A 17,652-nucleotide genomic window follows, 5' to 3' on the forward strand; every position below is an offset into this window, starting at 1 on the left:
CCACAGCCCGCAAGTTGCCGACTTTTGGCGGACGATCAGAACAGACTGAGCTGATCCTGCGCGCCGCTCGCGGCTTCCGCCGGCATCGCCGTCGTGGGCGGGTCGACCGCCAGCCGTTCGGCCAGCCCGGCTGCGCGTTCGGCGCGGGTGTTCACGGCCTCGGTCAGCCGCGCCGGCAATGCCCAGATTTCCACCGTGCGCTTGGCGCGGGTGATGCCGGTGTAGAACAGCGCGCGGGTCAGCAACGGGCTGGGTTGCTCGGGCAATGCCAGCAGCACTTCGCCGAACTCCGAGCCCTGGCTCTTGTGCACCGTCATGACGAAGGCGCTGTCGTGGCTCGGCAGGCGCGCCGGCGCGAACGGGCGATGGCCGTCGTCGCCCTCGAAGAACACCCGCCAGCCGAGGTCGGTCCACAGGCACAGGCCGATATCGCCGTTGAACAGGCCGAGCGCGTAGTCGTTCTGCCGCACCATTACTGCACGGCCGGCATACCAGCGCTCACGCACCGACACACCGGCACGCCGCCGCAGCCGTGCCTCCAGTGCCTCGTTGAGACCGTTGACGCCGAAGGCACCCTCGCGCTGCGCGGTGAGTGCGCGGAAATCGTTGAACGCCGCGAACGCCTGTGCCGGATCGCCCTGCCGCGCGGCCTGCAGGTAAGGCCGATAACCCTCCTCCAGGCGCTCGACCAGCGCCGGCGCGGCGGGTGCCGCGTTCCAGCGCAGATCGGTCCGCGTCTCGTCCAGCAACGCCAGCGTGCCGCGCGCGTCACCGCCGTTGATCCGCCGCGCCAGTTCGCCGATGCCGCTGCCACCGGCGAAGCGGTGGCTGTGCGTCAGCAGCACCACCGCATCGCCGAGGCGCGAGTGCGGTGTCTCGATCGCCACGGCCTGGCCGGTGATGCGCTCGAGATCGGCCGCCGCCTGGGCATCGAAGCCGCGCCCCTCGCAGAGTTCGGCGAACACCGCGCCAGCTTCCACGGCGGCGAGCTGGTCCTTGTCGCCGAGCAGGATCAGCCGCGCGTTGGGCGGCAGCGCGGCGACCAGCTTGGCCATCAGCGCCAGATCGACCATCGACGCCTCGTCCACCACCAGCACGTCGAGCGGCAGCGGATTGGCCGCGTCGTGGCGCACCCGCGGGCTGTCGCCGCGGCTGCCGAGCAGGCGGTGCAGGGTGCGTGCCTCGTCGGGCAGCGCCGTCTTGACCGCGTCACTGACCGGCAGCTCGGCCTTGGCGTGGCGGATCGCCTCGGCCATGCGCGCCGCCGCCTTGCCGGTGGGCGCCGCCAGGCCGATGGCCAGCCGCTCGCCGCCGGGCTGTTCGAGCAATGCCGCGAGCAGGCGCACCACGGTGGTGGTCTTGCCGGTGCCGGGGCCGCCGGAAATCACCGCCAGCCGCCGGCGTACCGCCTGCGCCGCGGCCAGCCGTTGCCAGTCCGGGCGCTGCTGATTGAAGGCGAACAGCCGCGCCAGGCTCTCGCCGAGCTGCGCTTCATCGACCGGCGGCCGATCGCCGGCACGCGCCAGCAACTGTTCGGCCAGCTGCCGCTCGTAGGCCTGGTAACGGGCGAGGTAGAGCCGCTCGCCGTCGAGGATCAGCGGCGCGTAGGCGCCGGGCGCGCCGACCAGCGACGAGGCGCGCAGGCAGGCGCGCCAGTCGGCCAGCGCCGGCAGGCGGATATCGTGCTCCGGCCACGGCCTGCGCCCGGCCAGGCGCGCCAGCGGCAGGCAGACATCGCCTTTGCCCAGCGCCTCGCAGCACAGCGCGGCGGCCAGCAGGACCGGCACCGGCGCCGTCGGCTCGAGGCGCTGCAGGCTGGCGATGAAGGCGCGTTCCAGCGCACCCAGCGGCAGTTGCGCCAGCGTTGCGGCGGTGTCGGCCATCAGTGTCCCTCCTCGAACAGCCGGTCCAGCGCATCGAGCAACGCATCGTCGGGACGGGCGAAATACACCCCGGCCGCGGGCATGCCGCGCAGGAACAGATAGAAGGCGCCGCCCAGCTGCTCGTCGCGGAAATCCGCCAGGCGCTGGCGCAGGAAACGCCGCAGCGCCACCAGGTAGATCAGGTATTGCAGGTAGTAGTGTTCGCCGGCGAGCGCCTGCAACAGCCGCTCGCCGCCGTAGTAGCTGGCGTCCGGGCCGAGCCAGTTGGACTTGTAGTCGGCGATGTACCAGCGCCCGTCATGCTCGAAGGTGAGGTCGATGAAACCCTTGAGAAAGCCGCGCAGGGTGTCGAACTCCAGCCGCGCCGCCGCCTCGCGCAGCGGCGCCGGCAGCCCGCTGGCCGGATCGGCGAGCAGCGCGCGCAGGCGCGTGACGTCGAGCTGACGCACCGGGAAGGTAAAGCCCAGCTCCGGCAGGCGCCGTGCAGTGTGCAGGCTGGCCAGCGTCAGCCCGGCGCCGTCGAGATCGGTCGTCAGCACCTGCTCCAGCTGGGCGATGGCAATGTCGCGCCATTCCAGCGGCAGACCGAAGGCCTGCAGCGCCGGTTCGACCCGCTCGGCCAATGCGCCGCGGCCACGCGCCCAGTCTTCGAGGATCGCGTGCAGGCAGGTACCGGCGCGCGCGCCACGCGGGAAGGCGAAGAAACCGCTGCCCGGCTCGGCCGCATCCGGCATGGCCAGCGCGTCGTGGTCCGGCGCTTCCATGTGCAGGCCGGCGGCGAGTCCGGAGAAGCTGCCGATGCGCCAGGCGCTGTGCAGGCTGCGCTCGAGCCGCGCCAGCTGTCGCGGCGCGACGGCGCGCAGGTTGTTGGCGGTGCTCGCCTCATGACTTTCCAGGGGCAGGCAGGCAGTACTGCCGGCGCTCGCCTGCGCCAGCCGTTCGACCTCGCTGCGCAGGCCGACGCCGTCCAGCGTGGCCAGATGGCCGCCGAGTTCACCGAGCGCATCCGCACCGCCCAGCTCGCGGCCGTGCAGCAGCCAGGCCAGGGCGCTGCTGTGCAGACCTTCCTCGGGCAGCTCGCCGTCCTTCTTCGCCTTGGGCAGCGCCACCGGCCCCCAGTGCAGCCACAGCCGGTCGCGCGCGCGGGTCAGCGCCACGTAGGCCAGGCGCAGCTGCTCGGCGAAGGTCTCGCGGCGCGCGCGCTGCAGGTTTTCCGGTAGCTCGGCGCTGCCCAGGTCCAGCAGCGGCCGGCCGTGGTCGTCGTGGCAGCGCGCACTGTCGAGATTCTTGCCGAGCAGCTTGCCGTCCCAGAGGAACGGGCAGAACACCAGCGGGTATTCCAGGCCCTTGCTGGTGTGGATGGTGACGATCTGCACCCGTTCGGCATCGCTTTCCAGGCGCAGCAGCGCCTCGTCGCCGGCGCCTTCGCCACCGCGCTGGGCGTTGAACCACGCCAGCAGCGGCTCCAGCCCCGGCCGCAGCAGGCTCTCGGCCTGCAGCAGCTCACCCAGGTGCAGCAGATTGGTCAGCCGCCGCTCGCCATCGAGGCGCCGCAGCAAGCGCTCGGCCACCGCCTGCTCGTCGAGCCAGGCGCGGAGCACGCGCATGAAACCCTGCTGCTGCCAGAGCTGGTGATAGCGCTCGGCCGCCTCGCGCTCGCCGTCCCATTGCCGCTGATCGTCCTGGCAGCGCGCCAGATCGGCGGCGCTCCGCCCGAGCAGGCGCGTGGCCAGGGCGTGGCGCAGCAGGCCTTCGCGGCCCGGCTCGGCGTAGGCGGCCAGCACCGCGGCCAGCTCGGCGGCCTCCTCGCTGGCCCAGACGCTATCGCGCCCGCGGCGCACGCTGGGTACGCCGCGGGCGGCCAGTTGCTCGGCGATCAGCGCGGCTTGGCGGTGGTTGGCGACCAGCACGGCGATGTCGCCGCCCTTGAGCGGGATGAACTGGCCGTCCTGCTCGAAGCCGGCACGGCCCTCGGCCGCGGCGGCCAGTTGCCGCGCGATGCGCCGGACACAGTCGCGGGCGGCGAGCTCGGCGGCCTCGGCCTTGCCCAGCGCATCGTCGCCGAGCCAGACCAGCGCCAGCGGCGCGCCGGCTTCCTCTTCGTCCAGACGCAGGGTAGCGCGCGACTTGTCGGCGGCGGTCACCGGCGGATAGTCCAACCCGTCTTCGGAGAACGGTCGCGGGCGGGCGAACAGGCGATTCAGCGCATCGATCAGTTGCGGCGTCGAACGGTGGTTGACCGGCAGGTCATAGGCCGGCCGGTCGATCTGCTGGCGGGCCTGCAGGTAGGTCGCCAGATCGGCGCCGCGAAAGGCGTAGATCGCCTGTTTGGGGTCGCCGACAAAGCACAGCGAGGCGCCGCTGCCGTGCGCGTAGATGCGATCGAAGATGGCGTACTGGATCGGATCGGTGTCCTGGAATTCGTCGATCAGCGCCAGCGGATACGTGCTGCGCAGCGCGGCGGCCAGGTCCTCGCCCACCGGCCCCTGCAGCGCCTGGTCGAGGCGGTTGAGCAGGTCGTCGAAGGCCAGCAGGCGCTGCGCCGCCTTGCGCTCGGGCAGCTCGCGGTTGAGCCGTGCGAGCAGCGCCACCTGCAGCGCGACCAGCCGCTGGCGGCCGGCCGGCAGCGCCTCGGCGAGGCGGTCGGCGAGTTCATCCAGCGCCTGCGCCAGCGCGCAGTCGGGGGCGTCGAAGCCCTTCTTGCAGGCCTTGGCCAGCGCCCGCGCGCCGAACTTGAGCAGGCCGTCCGGGGCGTCGTAGAGCGCCGCCGGATCGGCGAACCAGGCGTCCAGTTCGCTGCGCCAGAGCGGGAATTTCAGCGCCTTGTGGGTGCTCTGGCTCAGCCCGCGATGGGCGTCGAGTTCCTCCACCCAGGCGCTGCCGTTCTGCTGCCAGAGCGTCGCGGCGCGCTGCCAGGCGGCCTCGACGGCGCGGCTGTCGGTGGGCGCCGGCGGCTCGTGCGGCTCGACGCGCAGGTACGGCTTGCCCAGGTGCGCGCGCAGGCGCTGGCGCAGCCATTGCGGGGTGATCTTCTGCTTGGCCAGCAGGCGCGCCCAGGCCGGATCGGCGGCGGCCAGCTCGCCGCGCCAGGCATCGGCCAGCAGCGCGTCGATCAGTTCGCGGTCGTCGGCGGTGAGTTCGCTGTCGAAGTCGCCGCCGGCCTCGAACGCGGCATCCTGCAGCGCACGCTGACAGAAGCCGTGGATGGTGAACACCGCAGCCTCGTCGAAGCCGTGCACGGCGAGCAGCAGGCGCCGGCGCGAGGCGTCGTCGGGGAAGCGCGCGTGCAGGCGGTTGAGGAAGTCGTCGTCGCTCGGCGTGCCGTCATAGACCGCCAGCAGCGTGGCCAGCCGCGCGCGGATGCGCTCGCGCAACTCGGCGGTGGCGGCGGTGGTGTAGGTGACCACCAGAATCTGCCCCACCGACAACTGGCGCTCCAGCAGCAGGCGGGCGTAGAGCGCGGTGAGCGTCCAGGTCTTGCCGGTGCCGGCGCTGGCCTCGATCAGCGAGCGGCCGTCGAAGGGCGAATCGAGCAGGTCCAGGCTCATGCGTCTTGCTCCTCGTCCGGGGCCAGGGCATCCAGCGCCGGGCCGATCAGCTGCTCGGCCAGCGCCTCGAAGCGCGCGTCCAGCGGCTCGCGGTCGCGGAAGGCCAGCGCGTTCCAGGGGTCTTCGCACTCGCCGGCGATGGGGCTGAACTCGGCGCCCAGCCACGCCTCACGGGCACGCTTGCGCGCCGTCTCGATGGGCTCGCTGCCGCGTGCCGGGTTGCGATAGCCGCGGGCGAAGGCGTGGCTGCTGCGCGCCAGCAGCGGCAGCGGCTCGCGGATCGCGCTGCGATAGGCGGCGAGCCAGGGTTCGAGCAATGCGGCGGCGTTTGCCAGCGGGCCCAGCTGCCAGTCGCCGGCCGGCGAGAGCAGCAGGCTGTGGCGCTCGATACCCGGCGTGGCGGCCAGGTTGAGCAACAGGTGGCGCAGCCAGAACGGCGCCAGGTCCCATTCGCCGAGGCGGCCGAGCTTCCAGCCGAACAGCCCGCTCGGCGTCACGCCGTCCAGCCAGCCGTGGATGCGCACGCCAGCCAGGCTGATGTCGATCGCCAGCGGCTCGGGCACGGCCTGCGGGCGCTGTTCGAACAACCGCGGGGCGAACGCACGCACCGGCCCGCGCAGCCGCCCCCACAGCGCCTGGCCGAATTCGCCGGGCGGCAGCCAGCCGGCGGCGCTGGCCAGGCGGCGCTCGTCGCGATCGCTCCAGCCGTGCTCGACGGCCTGCAGCGACAACTGGCGCAGGCCATTCCAGGCGGGCAGCTCCAGCTCGAACGGCTCGTCGCTGGCCAGTGCCTGCTTGGCCTCGGCCAGGCGCAGGCCGAGGCGCTGCTCGAGCAGGAAGCGCGGCGGATGGCGAAAGCACTGCAACAGCTGCGACGGCTCGACGGTGAGCCAGGCGGCATCCGGCTCGGCCAGCAGGCTGGCAAACGGTGCTGCGTCCTGTGCGGGCGCCGCCAGTGCCTGGGCGGCGCGGAACCAGGCGGCGGCAAAGCCGGCGTGCGCACCGCCGGCGAAGTTGCCCGGGGCGAAGGGCTGCAGCGGATGGGCGATGACGATCCGCGCGCTGGGCTTGCCACCGTCGGCCAGCACCGCGGTGAGGTCGACCGCCTCCAGCACCTCGCTGAGCAGTACCGACGGCGGCAGCTCGGCGTTGTCGCGCGGGTCGCGGCCGACGTAGGACAGGTACAGCGCCTCACGTGCCGAGAGCAGGGTTTCCAGCAGCAGGTAGCGGTCGTCCAGACGCCGCGCCCGGTCGCCGCGGCGCGGATGGCGGGCGATCAGGTCGAAGCCGGCCGGCGGATTGCGCCGCGGGAAGGCGCCGTCGTCGAGGCCGAGCAGGCAGACTAGGCGGAACGGCAGGCTGCGCATCGGCACCATGGTGCAGAAGGTCACGGCGCCGGTGAGAAAGCCCGAGGCGCCGCCGCCCTGCTGCAGCGCGGCGCTGAGCTGCTGATGCACCAGCTCCACCTCGATCGGCTGGACCAGGTCCGCCGCCTGCGCCTGCTCGCGCAGCGCCGCGCAGGCCTGCGACAGCAGCAACAGGGTGTCGCCAGCCTCGCGCTCGTCGAACAGCTCGTCGAGCAGCAGCTGCAGATCGTCGGCCCACTGCGCCAGCGGTCGCGGCCGGGCAAGCCGGTCGGCCAGCTCGCCGAGGCGCTCGACGAATTCCACCAGCCGCCCGAGCAGCTGGCCGCGCGCGCCTTCGAGGGCATCCAGCGGCCAGTGCTCGCCAAGCAGCGGTGCGGCGTCGCCGGCCAGTTGCGGCGGCGCGGCAAAGCCCAGCAGCAGGCGATCCAGGCCCTGGCGCCAGGTGAATGCGGCCTCGTCGGGCAGGCCGAGCGCGGCGCGCTGGCCGGCATCGCGACCCCAGCGCACGCCGGCATCACGCAACCAGTCGCGCAGCAGCGGCAGGTCTTCGTTGTCGATACCGGCGCGACGAGCGATGGCCGGCTGCTCCAGCCAGGCAAGGACTTCCTCGGCGGTAAAGCGGCTCTGCGCCAGCAGCAGCAACTGCAGGAACGCCTCGATCAGCGGCACCTCGGCGCGCAGGCTGCGGTCGGCCAGGCTGTAGGGAATGCGCGGCACGCCCTCGCGGGCGGCGAACACCGCCTCGATGAAGGGCGCGTAACGCTCGATATCCGGCGTCAGCACCACCACCTGATCGGGGCTCAGCGCCGGATCGGCGGCGAAGCGCGCCAGCAGCTGGTCATGGAGGATTTCCACCTCGCGCAGCGGCGAATGCGCGACGTGCACTTCCAGCGAACGGTCGTCGGCGGCCAGCGTCATGCGCTCCTCGGGCAGGCGCGTGCGCAGGCGCAGGATGTCCTGCTGCAGGGCGTGCAGCAGGCTGTCGTCACGCAGGTCCGCGTCCTCGGAGTACAGGCCGAATTCCGCGCCGTCGAGGGCGAACAGCGCATCGAAGAAGTCGCGGCCCTGCTTGCCGAGGCTGGCCAGCAGCGGGTGGCCGACATCCAGATACCAGTCTTCGGCGCCGCTGTCGGGCTGGCGCGCCAGCTCGCGGATATCGCGGATTTCGCCCCAGGCCTCGCGGCTCGGGTTGAGCGCGCAGACCACCACGTCGATGTGCCGCGCCAGGCCGTCGAGCACGCGCAGGTGATGCGGCGGCAGGCTGCTGATGCCGAACACCAGCAGCCGTTCGGGCAGTCCCGCCAGCGGCTCGTCGCGGTACAGCCGCTGCAGCAGGTCGCCGAGCAGACGCGCGCGGTGCGGGTGGCCGTTCTTGGTCAGTTCGCGCCAGAGCAGCGCCTGCCAGCTTTCATCGGCCCCGAGGTCGAGGGTTTCGCCGCGCTCCCAGGCGGCCAGCCAGTCGTCGCGGTAGAGCAGGTACTGGTCGAAGGTGTCGGCGATCTTCGCCGCCAGGCTCAGCCGCCGACGCTCGTCGCCGCCGTCCAGGTACTGCGCCAGACGCGGCGCCAGCTGCAGATTGGCCGGTTCGCTCAGCCAGCCGTACAGCCGCCAGGTGAGCGTCGACGGAGCGAACGCCGACTGCTCCGGCAGGCTGCCGAGCACCGTGCGGCTGAGGTCCCAGACGAAGGCGGCCGGCAGCTGCAGGTCGAGCTGCATGGCGATGCCCTGCTTGCGCGCCAGCTCCAGGGTCAGCCAGCGGCCCATGCCCTGGCTGGGCACCACGATCCGCGCCGGGGCGAACGGGTCGGCCAGCGGCTGGGCGAGCAGCGTGGTGGCCAGTTCGCCGAGGGTTTCCAGATCGGGGGCGTGGTAGAGGTTGAGCATGCGCGCACCACAGCAAGGTCGAGCGGGCAAGGTTACAGGCCACCCGCGCGAGTGGCGAGCCGGCCGGGCGCCGCGGCATGGCGTCGCAAGGCATCGGCGACGGGGGTTTTCTACTCCTTTCGCCTGCCACTTCCTGTTCCGACGACCAATATCATTTCCGCCGACGAACCCTAGGATGGGGTGCGATGGGGCGATCGAATACCGCCCATTACCCGCCAGGAGTCACCCATGAATCGCACGCACACTCTGCTCATGCTGTCTCTCACTGCCGCCCTGGGTGTCATGCCGCTGGCGCATGCCGCCACGCCCGCTGCACCGGCGACGGCCGTCGGCTCGATGGAGCGCGCACAGGCCAAGCAGGCCAAGGCGCTGCTCGACAACGCCGCGCTCTACCTGCAGGCCAACGGCCCGGAACAGGCGCTGGCCGCGTTCAACGACCGCGATGGCGCCTTCGCCAAGGGCCAGTACTACATCTTCGTGCTCGGCACCGACGGCACCATGCGCGCCAGCGCCGGCACCTCGGCCAGCCTGGTCGGGCTGAACGTGCGTGACCTGAAGGACGCCAGCGGCAAGCCCTTCATCAACGACATCCTCGAAGCGGCCAAGCGTGACGACAGCGGCGCGGTTGCGTACCACTGGCTGAACCCGGCCGACAACAAGGTGGAGAACAAGCTCAGCCAGTTCCGCAAGGTCGGCGAGAACATCCTCTGCGTCGGCTACTACATCCCGCGCGCGACGGCGGAACAGGCCCAGGCGCTGCTGGACAAGGCGGTGGCACGACTGCGCGAAGTCGGCGGCGAGACGGCCTATCGCCAGTTCAACGAGCGCAACGGCGAATTCTTCGTCAACGACGAGTATGTGTTCGTGATTGGCCTGGAAGACGGCAAGTACCGCGCCAGCGGCGGTTCGCCGAACCTGGTCGGCGTCGACGTGCGCGCGGTGAACGACGCCGCCGGCAAGCCGCTGTTCCGCGAGATGATCGAGCTGGCCCGCAAGAACGGCACCGGCACGGTGGAATACGTCTGGCGCAACCCGGTGACCAACGCCGTGGAGCACAAGCGCACGCTGATCCAGCGGGTCGACGACGTGCTGCTCGGCGTGGGCTACTACACCCCGCGCTGACCGCACGGCTCTACCTATCAGCCGGGCTGGCTGATCTGCGGTCTGTCAGCCCGCCACCAGCCTGTCGCCCCTCCAGAAAGCCCTCTTATCCAACAAAAAACCCCAGCCATGCTCACGCATGGCTGGGGTCAGGCGATGCTCGGAAGCGCTTCGCTCAGCGCGTCTGACGACGGCGCTGCAGCCAGACCACCAGGCCGAACAGCAGCAGGCCCGGCAGCCACATCAGCTCCTTCGGCCAGCGCTCGGTCGGTGCGCGCACCGTGAGGATCTCCTGGTCGAATTCCAGCCCCGCCTCGGCGGCCGGACTGCCGAAGGTCACGCTGTCGACCAGCACCTTGCCGTCTTCCTCGTAGGTCATCAGGCCGATCTTCTCCAGCTTCTGCGCACCGGATGCCGCTTCCGGCACCGGCAGCAGCACGGCGAACTCGCGCGCATCACCCACCGCGTCCTCGCCGCGGATACGCAGGCGCAGCTGGCTGTCCGGCTGCACCGCGTCGAGCGCCTCGACCAGCTGAGCCGGCGGGATGTCGCGGTACGGGTCGTGCACCATGTCCATCCAGAATCCCGGGCGGAACAGGGTGAACGCCACCAGCAGTAGCAGCACGTTCTCGTACCAGCGGCTGCGCACCAGGAAGAAGCCCTGGGTGCCGGCGGCGAACAGCAGCATGGCCACCGTCGCCACCATGAAGATCAGCACGCCGTGCCAGAAGCTCACGTCGATCAACAGCAGGTCGGTGTTGAAGATGAACAGGAACGGCAGCGCCGCGGTACGCAGGCTGTAGTAGAACGCCGCGATGCCGGTCTTGATCGGGTCGCCCTTGGACACCGCCGCGGCGGCGAACGAAGCCAGCCCCACCGGCGGGGTGACGTCGGCCATGATGCCGAAGTAGAAGACGAACAGGTGCACCGCGATCAGCGGCACGATCAGCCCGTTCTGCTGCCCCAGCGAGACGATCACCGGCGCCAGCAGGCTGGATACCACGATGTAGTTGGCGGTGGTCGGCAGACCCATGCCGAGGATCAGGCTGAACACCGCAGTCAGCATCAGCATCAGCAGCAGGTTGCCCATCGACAGCACTTCCACCACGTCGGCCAGTACCAGGCCGACACCGGTCTGCGATACCGCGCCGACGATGATGCCCGCCGCGGCGGTGGCAATGCCGATGCCGATCATGTTGCGCGCACCGGCGATCATGCCCTCGCGCAGGTCGATCAGCCCGTCCTTGGCCGTGCCGTGAATCGCGCCGCCGTCGCCGCGCATCCACGAGAGCAGCGGACGCTGGGTCAGCAGGATGATCACCAGCATCACCGCCCCCCAGAACGCCGAGAGGCCGGGAGACAGCCGCTCGACCATCAGGCACCAGACCAGCACCACCACCGGCAGCAGGAAGTGCAGACCGGAGAGCAGCACGGCGCGGGTGTTGGGCAGTTCATCGAGGGGCTTGTCCGGGTCTTCGGCCGGCAGCGGTGGATTGCTCGCGGCGACCTTCAGCAGCGCCAGGTAGGCCAGCGCCAGCAGCACCGAGATGCCCGGCAGCGCGTAGTCGCCGAGTGCCGGCTTGAGCCAGCCGAGGCCGTAGTACACCGCCAGCGACAGCCCGGACACCAGCGCCGCGCCGAAGGCGAAGCCGGTCAGGCGGCGCAGCCAGGGCTTGGGCTGGTGGTTGCCGATCGGCTGCATACCCTGCTTGAGCGCTTCCAGATGCACGATGTAGAGCAGCGCGATGTAGGAAATGGTCGCCGGCAGGAAGGCGTGCTTGATGATCTCGACGTACGGCATGCCGACGTACTCGACCATCAGGAACGCCGCAGCCCCCATCACCGGCGGCATGATCTGGCCGTTGACCGACGAGGCCACTTCCACCGCGCCGGCCTTCTCCTTGGAGAAGCCGACCTTCTTCATCATCGGGATGGTGAAGGTACCGGTGGTCACCACGTTGGCGATCGACGAGCCGGAGATCATCCCGGTCAGCGCCGAGGACACCACCGCGGCCTTGGCCGGGCCGCCACGCATGTGGCCGAGCAGGCTGAACGCCAGCTGAATGAAGTAATGCCCGGCGCCGGCACGTTCGAGCAGGGCACCGAACAGCACGAAGAGGAAGACGAAGCTGGTGGACACCCCGACGGCGATGCCGAACACCCCTTCGGTGGTGATCCACTGGTGGTTGGCCATCGCGGTAAAGCTGACTCCGCGGTGCGCCAGCAGCCCCGGCATCCAGGGGCCGGCCAGGCTGTAGAGGATGAACACCAGGGCGATGATCGCCAGCGGCGGGCCGAGTGCGCGGCGAGTGGCTTCCAGCAGCAGCGGAATGCCGACGCAGGCGGTGATCAGGTCCAGCGTGGTGAGGTTGCCCGGCCGCTGCGCCAGCTGTTCGTAGAAGATGAACAGGTAGGCAGCGCTGGCCGCGGCCACCAGCCCGAAGGCGATGTCCAGCAGCGGTACGCGATCGCGCGGCGAGCGCTTGAACGCCGGATAGGCGAGGAAGGCCAGCAGCAACGCGAACGCCAGGTGAATCGAGCGGGTCTCGGTGTCGTTGAGCACGCCGATGCGGAAGATGAACGGCAGCGGCGAGGCGATCCACAGCTGGAACAGCGACCAGGCCAGCGCCAGCCCGGCGATGATCTGCGCCATCGCACCTTCGGGCAGGCGCGCGCCGACGTCCTGGGCGATCAGCTCCTCGGTGGACAGTTGTTTGTCTTGCATGAAATGAGGCCTGTTTTTTCAGGTGACGGAAACCACGAAAACCCGTGACCGAACGGTGCACGGGTTTTCCGGCTGAGCGAAGCAAGAGCAGGCGGCCACCGGAGCGGCCGCGCGACCCTTACATCCAGCCGCGTTCCTTGTAGTAGCGCTCGGCACCTTCATGCAGCGGCGCGCTCAGGCCGACCTTGATCATCTCCTCCGGCTTGAGGTCCTTGAACGCCGGGTGCAGGCGCTGGAAACGCTCGATGTTGTCAAACACCGACTTGACCAGCTGGTAGACCACCTCGGCATCGACCTTGGCCGTGGTCGAGAGCACGGCCTTGCCGCCGATGGACGGGGTCGGTGCATCGCTGCCCTTGTAGATCCCGCCGGGGATCTCGGCCTTGGTGTAGTAGCTCTTGGCGGCCAGCAGCTTGTCGATTTCCGGGCCGGTGATCGGTACCAGCACGGCGTCGACGGTGGTGGTGGCTTCCTGGATGGCGCCGTTGGGATGGCCGACGAAGTAGGTCATCGCGTCGATGTTGTTGTCGCCCAGCGCGCTGGCCTGCTCGGCCGGCTTCAGCTCGGCGGCCAGGGCGAATACCGACTTGTCCCAGCCCTTGACCTGCATGATCTCCTCGAGGGTGTCACGCTGGCCGGAACCGGGGTTGCCGATGTTGACGCGCTTGCCCTTGAGGTCGTCCAGGCCCTTGATGTCGGCATCGCGGCGCGCCAGCACGGTGAAGACCTCGCTCTGCAGCGAGAACACGGCGCGGATGTCATCCATCTTGCCTTCCTTCTCGAAGGGCGCGACGCCTTCCATCGCCTTGTACTGGTGGTCGGACTGCATGATGCCGAAGTTGAACTCGCCGCTGCGCAGGCCGTTGACGTTGGCCACGCCGCCGCCGCTGGCCGGCGCGTTGCACTTGATGTTCTCGGCGTTGCGGTTGACGAAGCGGCAGATCGACTGCCCCGCCACGTAGTAGACGCCGGTCTGACCGCCGGTGCCGATGGTGACGAATTTCTCCTGGGCCTGTGCTGTGCCACCCAGGCCGCTACCCGCCAATGCGACGGTAAAGATCCATGCCAAGGATTTGCCTTTCATGGATGAACTCCTTTTGGTTGTTTTTGATGACCCGGCAGCCCTCATGAGTCTGCACGGAAGCCGGGAGTCTAGCAGGACCGGTTCGACTGCGCGGACGGTATGCCGGAACGCGGGCGCGAGTCCGCCTTTCATGGACTGCGCCGCCGCGAAAGCGTTTCCGCGGCGGCAGCAACAAGCGGCTAGCAGTGCCGACACAATGCTGGCACACTGCCATACAAGTGTCATGAAACTGGCATAAAGTCCGCCGCAGCCGTCAACGGCGGCCCATCACGAGATGCTGCCGATCCCCCCCGATCAGAGCCGCACCACCACCCCGCCTCGCGAAATCGTCCCTCTGTTCCCACGGAAGAGATTCGCCCACATGCGAACCAACCTGCCTGTCACCGGCCGTGAAGTCAGCGTCCGCGAAAACGCCAACATCCTCTCCACCACCAACCTCAAAGGCCAGATCACATACGCCAACACGGATTTCATCGAAATCTGCGGCTACAGCGAAGCCGAACTGCTCGGCCAGCCACACAACCTGATCCGTCACCCGGACATGCCGCCCGCCGCCTACGCCGACATGTGGAGCACGCTGCAGGCCGGCCGGCCGTGGATGGGGCTGGTCAAGAACCGCTGCAAGAACGGCGATCACTACTGGATCGATGCCTACGCCATGCCGATCAGCCGTGACGGCAAGGTAGTCGAGTACCAGTCCGTGCGCACCAAGGCGCAACCCGAACAGATTCGCGCCGCAGAGGCCCTTTACGCCCGCGCCGGCACGCCCGGCGGCGTGGCGCAAGGCCGTTGGCGGCCCGGCTTCCAGGCCCGCGTCGCGCTGTGCGCCGGCCTCGGCAGCCTGTTCGCCGCCGGAGCGACGGCGCTGCTCGCCGGCCTGTCAGTGCCGCTGGCCCTGCTCGCCGGCGCTGCCGGCGGGTTCGCTGCGGCACTGCTCAGCCTGCTGGCGCTGGCGCCCCTGCGCACGCTGCGCAGCCAGGCGCGGCGCATCGGGTACAACCCGCTGAGCCAGCTGATCTACACCGGACGCAGCGATGAACTGGGCGAGATCGCCTTCGCTCTGCGCATGCTCGAAGCCGAGGCCGGCGCCGTGGTCGGCCGCATCGCCGACTCCAGCCGGCAGATCAGCGAGCACGCCCATGAACTCGCCGACGCTCTGCAGGAAAGCACCGCCAGCGCGGCCTCCCAGCAACAGCAGACCGACCTCGTGGCGACCGCCATCGACCAGATGGTCGCCAGCGTGCGCGAGGTTGCCGCGAGCACCCAGCGCACGGCGCAGGCGGCGGCACTCGCCGATGACGATGCCGCCAATGGCCGCGGCATGGTCGGCGAGACCGGGACCAGCATCGCTCGCCTGGCCGGCGAGATTCAGCGCGCCGCCGAGGTGATCCAGCTGCTCGAAGGCCACAGTCAGGACATCAGCCGGATGCTCGAAGTGATCCGCAGCATCGCCGAGCAGACCAACCTGCTGGCGCTCAACGCCGCCATCGAGGCGGCGCGCGCCGGCGAGCAGGGACGCGGCTTTGCGGTGGTGGCCGACGAAGTGCGCGGCCTGGCCTCGCGCACCGCCGAGGCCACCGCGGAGATTCAGGGCATCATCGGTACGCTGCAGGCCGGCTCGCGCGAGGCGGTCGCGGTCATGCAGCGCAGCCGCGAGCAGGCGCAGATCAGCGTCGACCGTGCCGTGCACGCCGAACGTTCGCTGCGCGACATCAACGATCAGGTCACCGACATCAGTGGCATGAGCACGCAGATCGCCACCGCGGTCGACCAGCAGAGCGCCGCCGCCGCGCAGATCAACCAAAGCATCGTCAGCATCCGCGCCGGTGCCGAGCGTCACGCGGTGGCCGGGCTGCAGAGCCAGCAGAGCGCCGCCGGCGTCGCCGGGCTGGTGGTCGGCATGCAGCAGCTGGCGCAGCAGTTCTGGAGCCGCCGCCGCGCCTGAACGATGTGCCCTGGCTACGCCGCGCCGGGGAAGCGTACCCGCACCAGCAAACCGCCGAGCCGGCCCTGATCCAGGCTGATCTCGGCGCGATGGGCACGCACGATCTCGCCGACGATGGCCAGGCCGAGGCCGGCGCCGTGACCGCCGGTATCGCGGCGGTAGAAGCGCGCGAACACCCGCTCGCGCTCGTCGGCGGGAATGCCCGGGCCGTCGTCCTCCACCTCCAGCACGGCGCCGTCGAGCACCCGCAGCACCACATTGCCGCCATCCACGGTGTGCGCCAGCGCGTTGTCCAGCAGGTTGCTCAGCAGCTCGCTGATCAGCGTCGGTTCGCCGTCGATCCATACCGGCGCCTCGGCCTCCAGCGCCAGGGCGACGCCACGCTTGTGCGCCAGCGCCGCCAGCGCCAGCCCCAGCTCGCGGGCCAGCTGCGACAGGTCCAGGCGCTGCGCGCCACCCTCGGCGATGGACTGCGCGCCGCTCTCGATGCGCGCCAGCGAGAGCAGCTGGTTGGCCAGGTGGATGACCTTGTCGGTGCTCTGCCCGGCGTCTTCCAGGGTGGTGCGCCAGACATTCGGCTGCGCCTCGCGCAGACCCAGCTCGATGCGCGCCTTGAGCGCCGCCAGCGGCGTGCGCAGCTCGTGGGAGGCATCGGCGATGAAGCGCGCCTGGCGCTCGAACTGCCCGCGCAAACGCTCGGTGAACTGGTTGAGCGCAGCCACCAGCGGCTTCAGCTCGCGTTGCACGTCGACCAGCGGCAGCGGCCGCAGGTCATCCGGCGCGCGATCCTGCACCGCCTCGCTGAGCCGGGCCAGCGGGCGCAGCGCGGCGCTGACCGCCAGCCACACCAGCAAAAGCGCGGCGAGCGCCAGCAGCCCCAGGCGCCACAGCGTGTCGTTCAACAGGCTGCGCGCCATGCGCTCGCGTGCGCCGAGCGTCTCGGCCACGCGAATCTCGGCGATGCCGTTCAGCTCAGGCTCGCTGACCGGCTGCAGCAGGCTCACCAGACGCACGCCCTGGCCCTGGAACTCGCCGTCGTAGAAGCGCGCCAGCGCCGGGTAGTCGTCGGTGCGGCGGACCTCGGCGCCCGGCGCGGGCAACTGTTCGTAGCCACTGACCAGACGCCCTTCGGTGTCCAGCACCTGGTAATAGATGCGCCCCGCGCTGTCGTAGGCGAAGGTGTCCAGCGCCACGTAGGGCACGTTGGCGCGCAGCCTGCCGTCGCTGGTCACCAGCCCATCGGCAATGGCCCGCGCGGACGCCAGCAGGGTGCGATCGTAGGCGGTATCGGCGGCGGCGCGACCGTTCCAGTAGGCACTCCAAGCCCCATACAACAGCAGCGGCGTGAGCAGGATGGTCAGCCGCAGCAGCAGCCGCGCGCGCAAACTGCCGGCCGCGGTGCGCTCAGCCATCGAGCGCCTCGAGCATGTAGCCCAGGCCGCGGAAGGTGACGATGCGGACCGGCCGTCCTTCGAGCTTCTTGCGCAGGCGATGGATGTAGATCTCGATGGCCTCGGCGCTGGCATCCTCGTCGAGGCCGAACACCTGCGCGGCCAGCTGGTCCTTGCTCATCACCCGACCGGGGCGGGCGATCAGCGCCTCCAGCACCGCCTGCTCGCGGGAGGTCAGGCTCAGCGGCTCACCGGCCAGGCTGAAGCGCCGCGCATCCAGATCGTGGACCAGCACGCCGCAGCGCTGCTGGCGCTCACCGCCGGCGACGCTGCGGCGCAGCAGCGCCTTGACTCGCGCCTCCAGCTCGGACAGCTCGAAGGGCTTGGCCAGGTAGTCGTCGGCACCGAGGTTGAGGCCGTGCACGCGGTCGCTGACCTCGCCACGCGCGGTGAGCATCAGCACCGGCAGGGTCTTGCCGCGCTCGCGCAGGCGTGCCAGCACGCCGAAGCCGTCCAGTCGCGGCAGGCCGACATCGAGAATCGCCAGCGCATAGTCCTCGCTGGCCAGCGCCAGGTCGGCGGCGATGCCGTCGGCGAGCAGATCTACCGTCCAGCCGGCGGCGCGCAGGGCCTGCGTCACGCTCTCGGCCAGCGGCGGGTGGTCCTCGACCAGGAGAATGCGCATTGCCTGTCCCTTCGATCTGCCAACGGAGCGCCAGTGTAG

9 protein-coding genes are annotated in these 17,652 nt (G+C 70.2%); 2 read left to right on the forward strand and 7 right to left on the reverse strand.

Translation table 11 applies throughout. From position 1 onward, the window contains the following. Nucleotides 1-35: 35 nt before the first annotated feature. Genes recD through recC form a run of 3 tightly spaced genes read right to left on the reverse strand, consistent with a single transcriptional unit; the run spans nucleotide 36 to nucleotide 8,682 of the window. Nucleotides 36-1,883 (reverse strand): exodeoxyribonuclease V subunit alpha, encoded by a 1,848-nt coding sequence (gene recD / locus AC0ZJQ_RS17950; protein WP_476477048.1) that lies wholly within the window; start codon nucleotides 1,881-1,883, stop codon nucleotides 36-38. Beyond that, nucleotides 1,883-5,431, reverse strand: coding sequence for an exodeoxyribonuclease V subunit beta (gene recB / locus AC0ZJQ_RS17955; RefSeq protein ID WP_476477049.1), 3,549 nt, complete (start codon nucleotides 5,429-5,431; stop codon nucleotides 1,883-1,885). The genes recD and recB overlap by 1 nt, the downstream gene beginning before the upstream one ends. Beyond that, nucleotides 5,428-8,682 (reverse strand): exodeoxyribonuclease V subunit gamma, encoded by a 3,255-nt coding sequence (gene recC, locus AC0ZJQ_RS17960; protein WP_476477050.1) that lies wholly within the window; start codon nucleotides 8,680-8,682, stop codon nucleotides 5,428-5,430. The genes recB and recC overlap by 4 nt, the downstream gene beginning before the upstream one ends. Nucleotides 8,683-8,910: 228 nt before the next feature. Between recC and AC0ZJQ_RS17965 the strand changes: the two genes are divergently transcribed. Continuing rightward, entirely contained in the window at nucleotides 8,911-9,804 is an 894-nt protein-coding gene (locus tag AC0ZJQ_RS17965; protein WP_155550881.1) for a cache domain-containing protein, read from the forward strand. 154 nt (nucleotides 9,805-9,958) lie between these two features. Here the strand turns inward: AC0ZJQ_RS17965 and AC0ZJQ_RS17970 are convergent, their stop codons facing one another. Next, the gene (locus AC0ZJQ_RS17970) at nucleotides 9,959-12,508 is read right to left on the reverse strand and encodes a TRAP transporter permease (protein ID WP_476477051.1); all 2,550 of its coding nucleotides are present in this window, start codon (nucleotides 12,506-12,508) and stop codon (nucleotides 9,959-9,961) included. Nucleotides 12,509-12,626: 118 nt separating this feature from the next. Further along, on the reverse strand, nucleotides 12,627-13,592 hold the full coding sequence (locus AC0ZJQ_RS17975; RefSeq protein WP_003286794.1) for a TAXI family TRAP transporter solute-binding subunit: 966 nt from the start codon (nucleotides 13,590-13,592) through the stop codon (nucleotides 12,627-12,629). Nucleotides 13,593-13,953: 361 nt separating this feature from the next. Between AC0ZJQ_RS17975 and AC0ZJQ_RS17980 the strand changes: the two genes are divergently transcribed. Next, nucleotides 13,954-15,537 carry a methyl-accepting chemotaxis protein gene (locus AC0ZJQ_RS17980; protein ID WP_155550883.1) on the forward strand — a complete coding sequence of 528 codons (1,584 nt, stop codon included), beginning with the start codon at nucleotides 13,954-13,956 and terminating at the stop codon, nucleotides 15,535-15,537. Between the two features lie 14 nt (nucleotides 15,538-15,551). Here AC0ZJQ_RS17980 and AC0ZJQ_RS17985 read toward each other — a convergent pair whose 3' ends face one another. Continuing rightward, complete coding sequence (locus AC0ZJQ_RS17985; RefSeq protein WP_008569356.1) at nucleotides 15,552-16,949, reverse strand: sensor histidine kinase; 1,398 nt, start codon at nucleotides 16,947-16,949, stop codon at nucleotides 15,552-15,554. Continuing rightward, nucleotides 16,942-17,613, reverse strand: coding sequence for a response regulator (locus AC0ZJQ_RS17990; protein ID WP_476477052.1), 672 nt, complete (start codon nucleotides 17,611-17,613; stop codon nucleotides 16,942-16,944). Before AC0ZJQ_RS17990 ends, AC0ZJQ_RS17985 begins: the two co-directional genes overlap by 8 nt. Nucleotides 17,614-17,652 lie beyond the last annotated feature (39 nt).

This window comes from Stutzerimonas sp. 21-1, from assembly GCF_056336065.1.

Coding starts and splice junctions, on each gene's coding strand:
- AC0ZJQ_RS17990 (WP_476477052.1), bottom strand. CDS start 17,613: ATGCGCATTCTCCTGGTCGAGGACCACCCGCCGCTGGCCGAGAGCGTG.
- AC0ZJQ_RS17965 (WP_155550881.1), top strand. CDS start 8,911: ATGAATCGCACGCACACTCTGCTCATGCTGTCTCTCACTGCCGCCCTG.
- AC0ZJQ_RS17975 (WP_003286794.1), bottom strand. CDS start 13,592: ATGAAAGGCAAATCCTTGGCATGGATCTTTACCGTCGCATTGGCGGGT.
- AC0ZJQ_RS17970 (WP_476477051.1), bottom strand. CDS start 12,508: ATGCAAGACAAACAACTGTCCACCGAGGAGCTGATCGCCCAGGACGTC.
- AC0ZJQ_RS17980 (WP_155550883.1), top strand. CDS start 13,954: ATGCGAACCAACCTGCCTGTCACCGGCCGTGAAGTCAGCGTCCGCGAA.
- recD (WP_476477048.1), bottom strand. CDS start 1,883: ATGGCCGACACCGCCGCAACGCTGGCGCAACTGCCGCTGGGTGCGCTG.
- recB (WP_476477049.1), bottom strand. CDS start 5,431: ATGAGCCTGGACCTGCTCGATTCGCCCTTCGACGGCCGCTCGCTGATC.
- AC0ZJQ_RS17985 (WP_008569356.1), bottom strand. CDS start 16,949: ATGGCTGAGCGCACCGCGGCCGGCAGTTTGCGCGCGCGGCTGCTGCTG.
- recC (WP_476477050.1), bottom strand. CDS start 8,682: ATGCTCAACCTCTACCACGCCCCCGATCTGGAAACCCTCGGCGAACTG.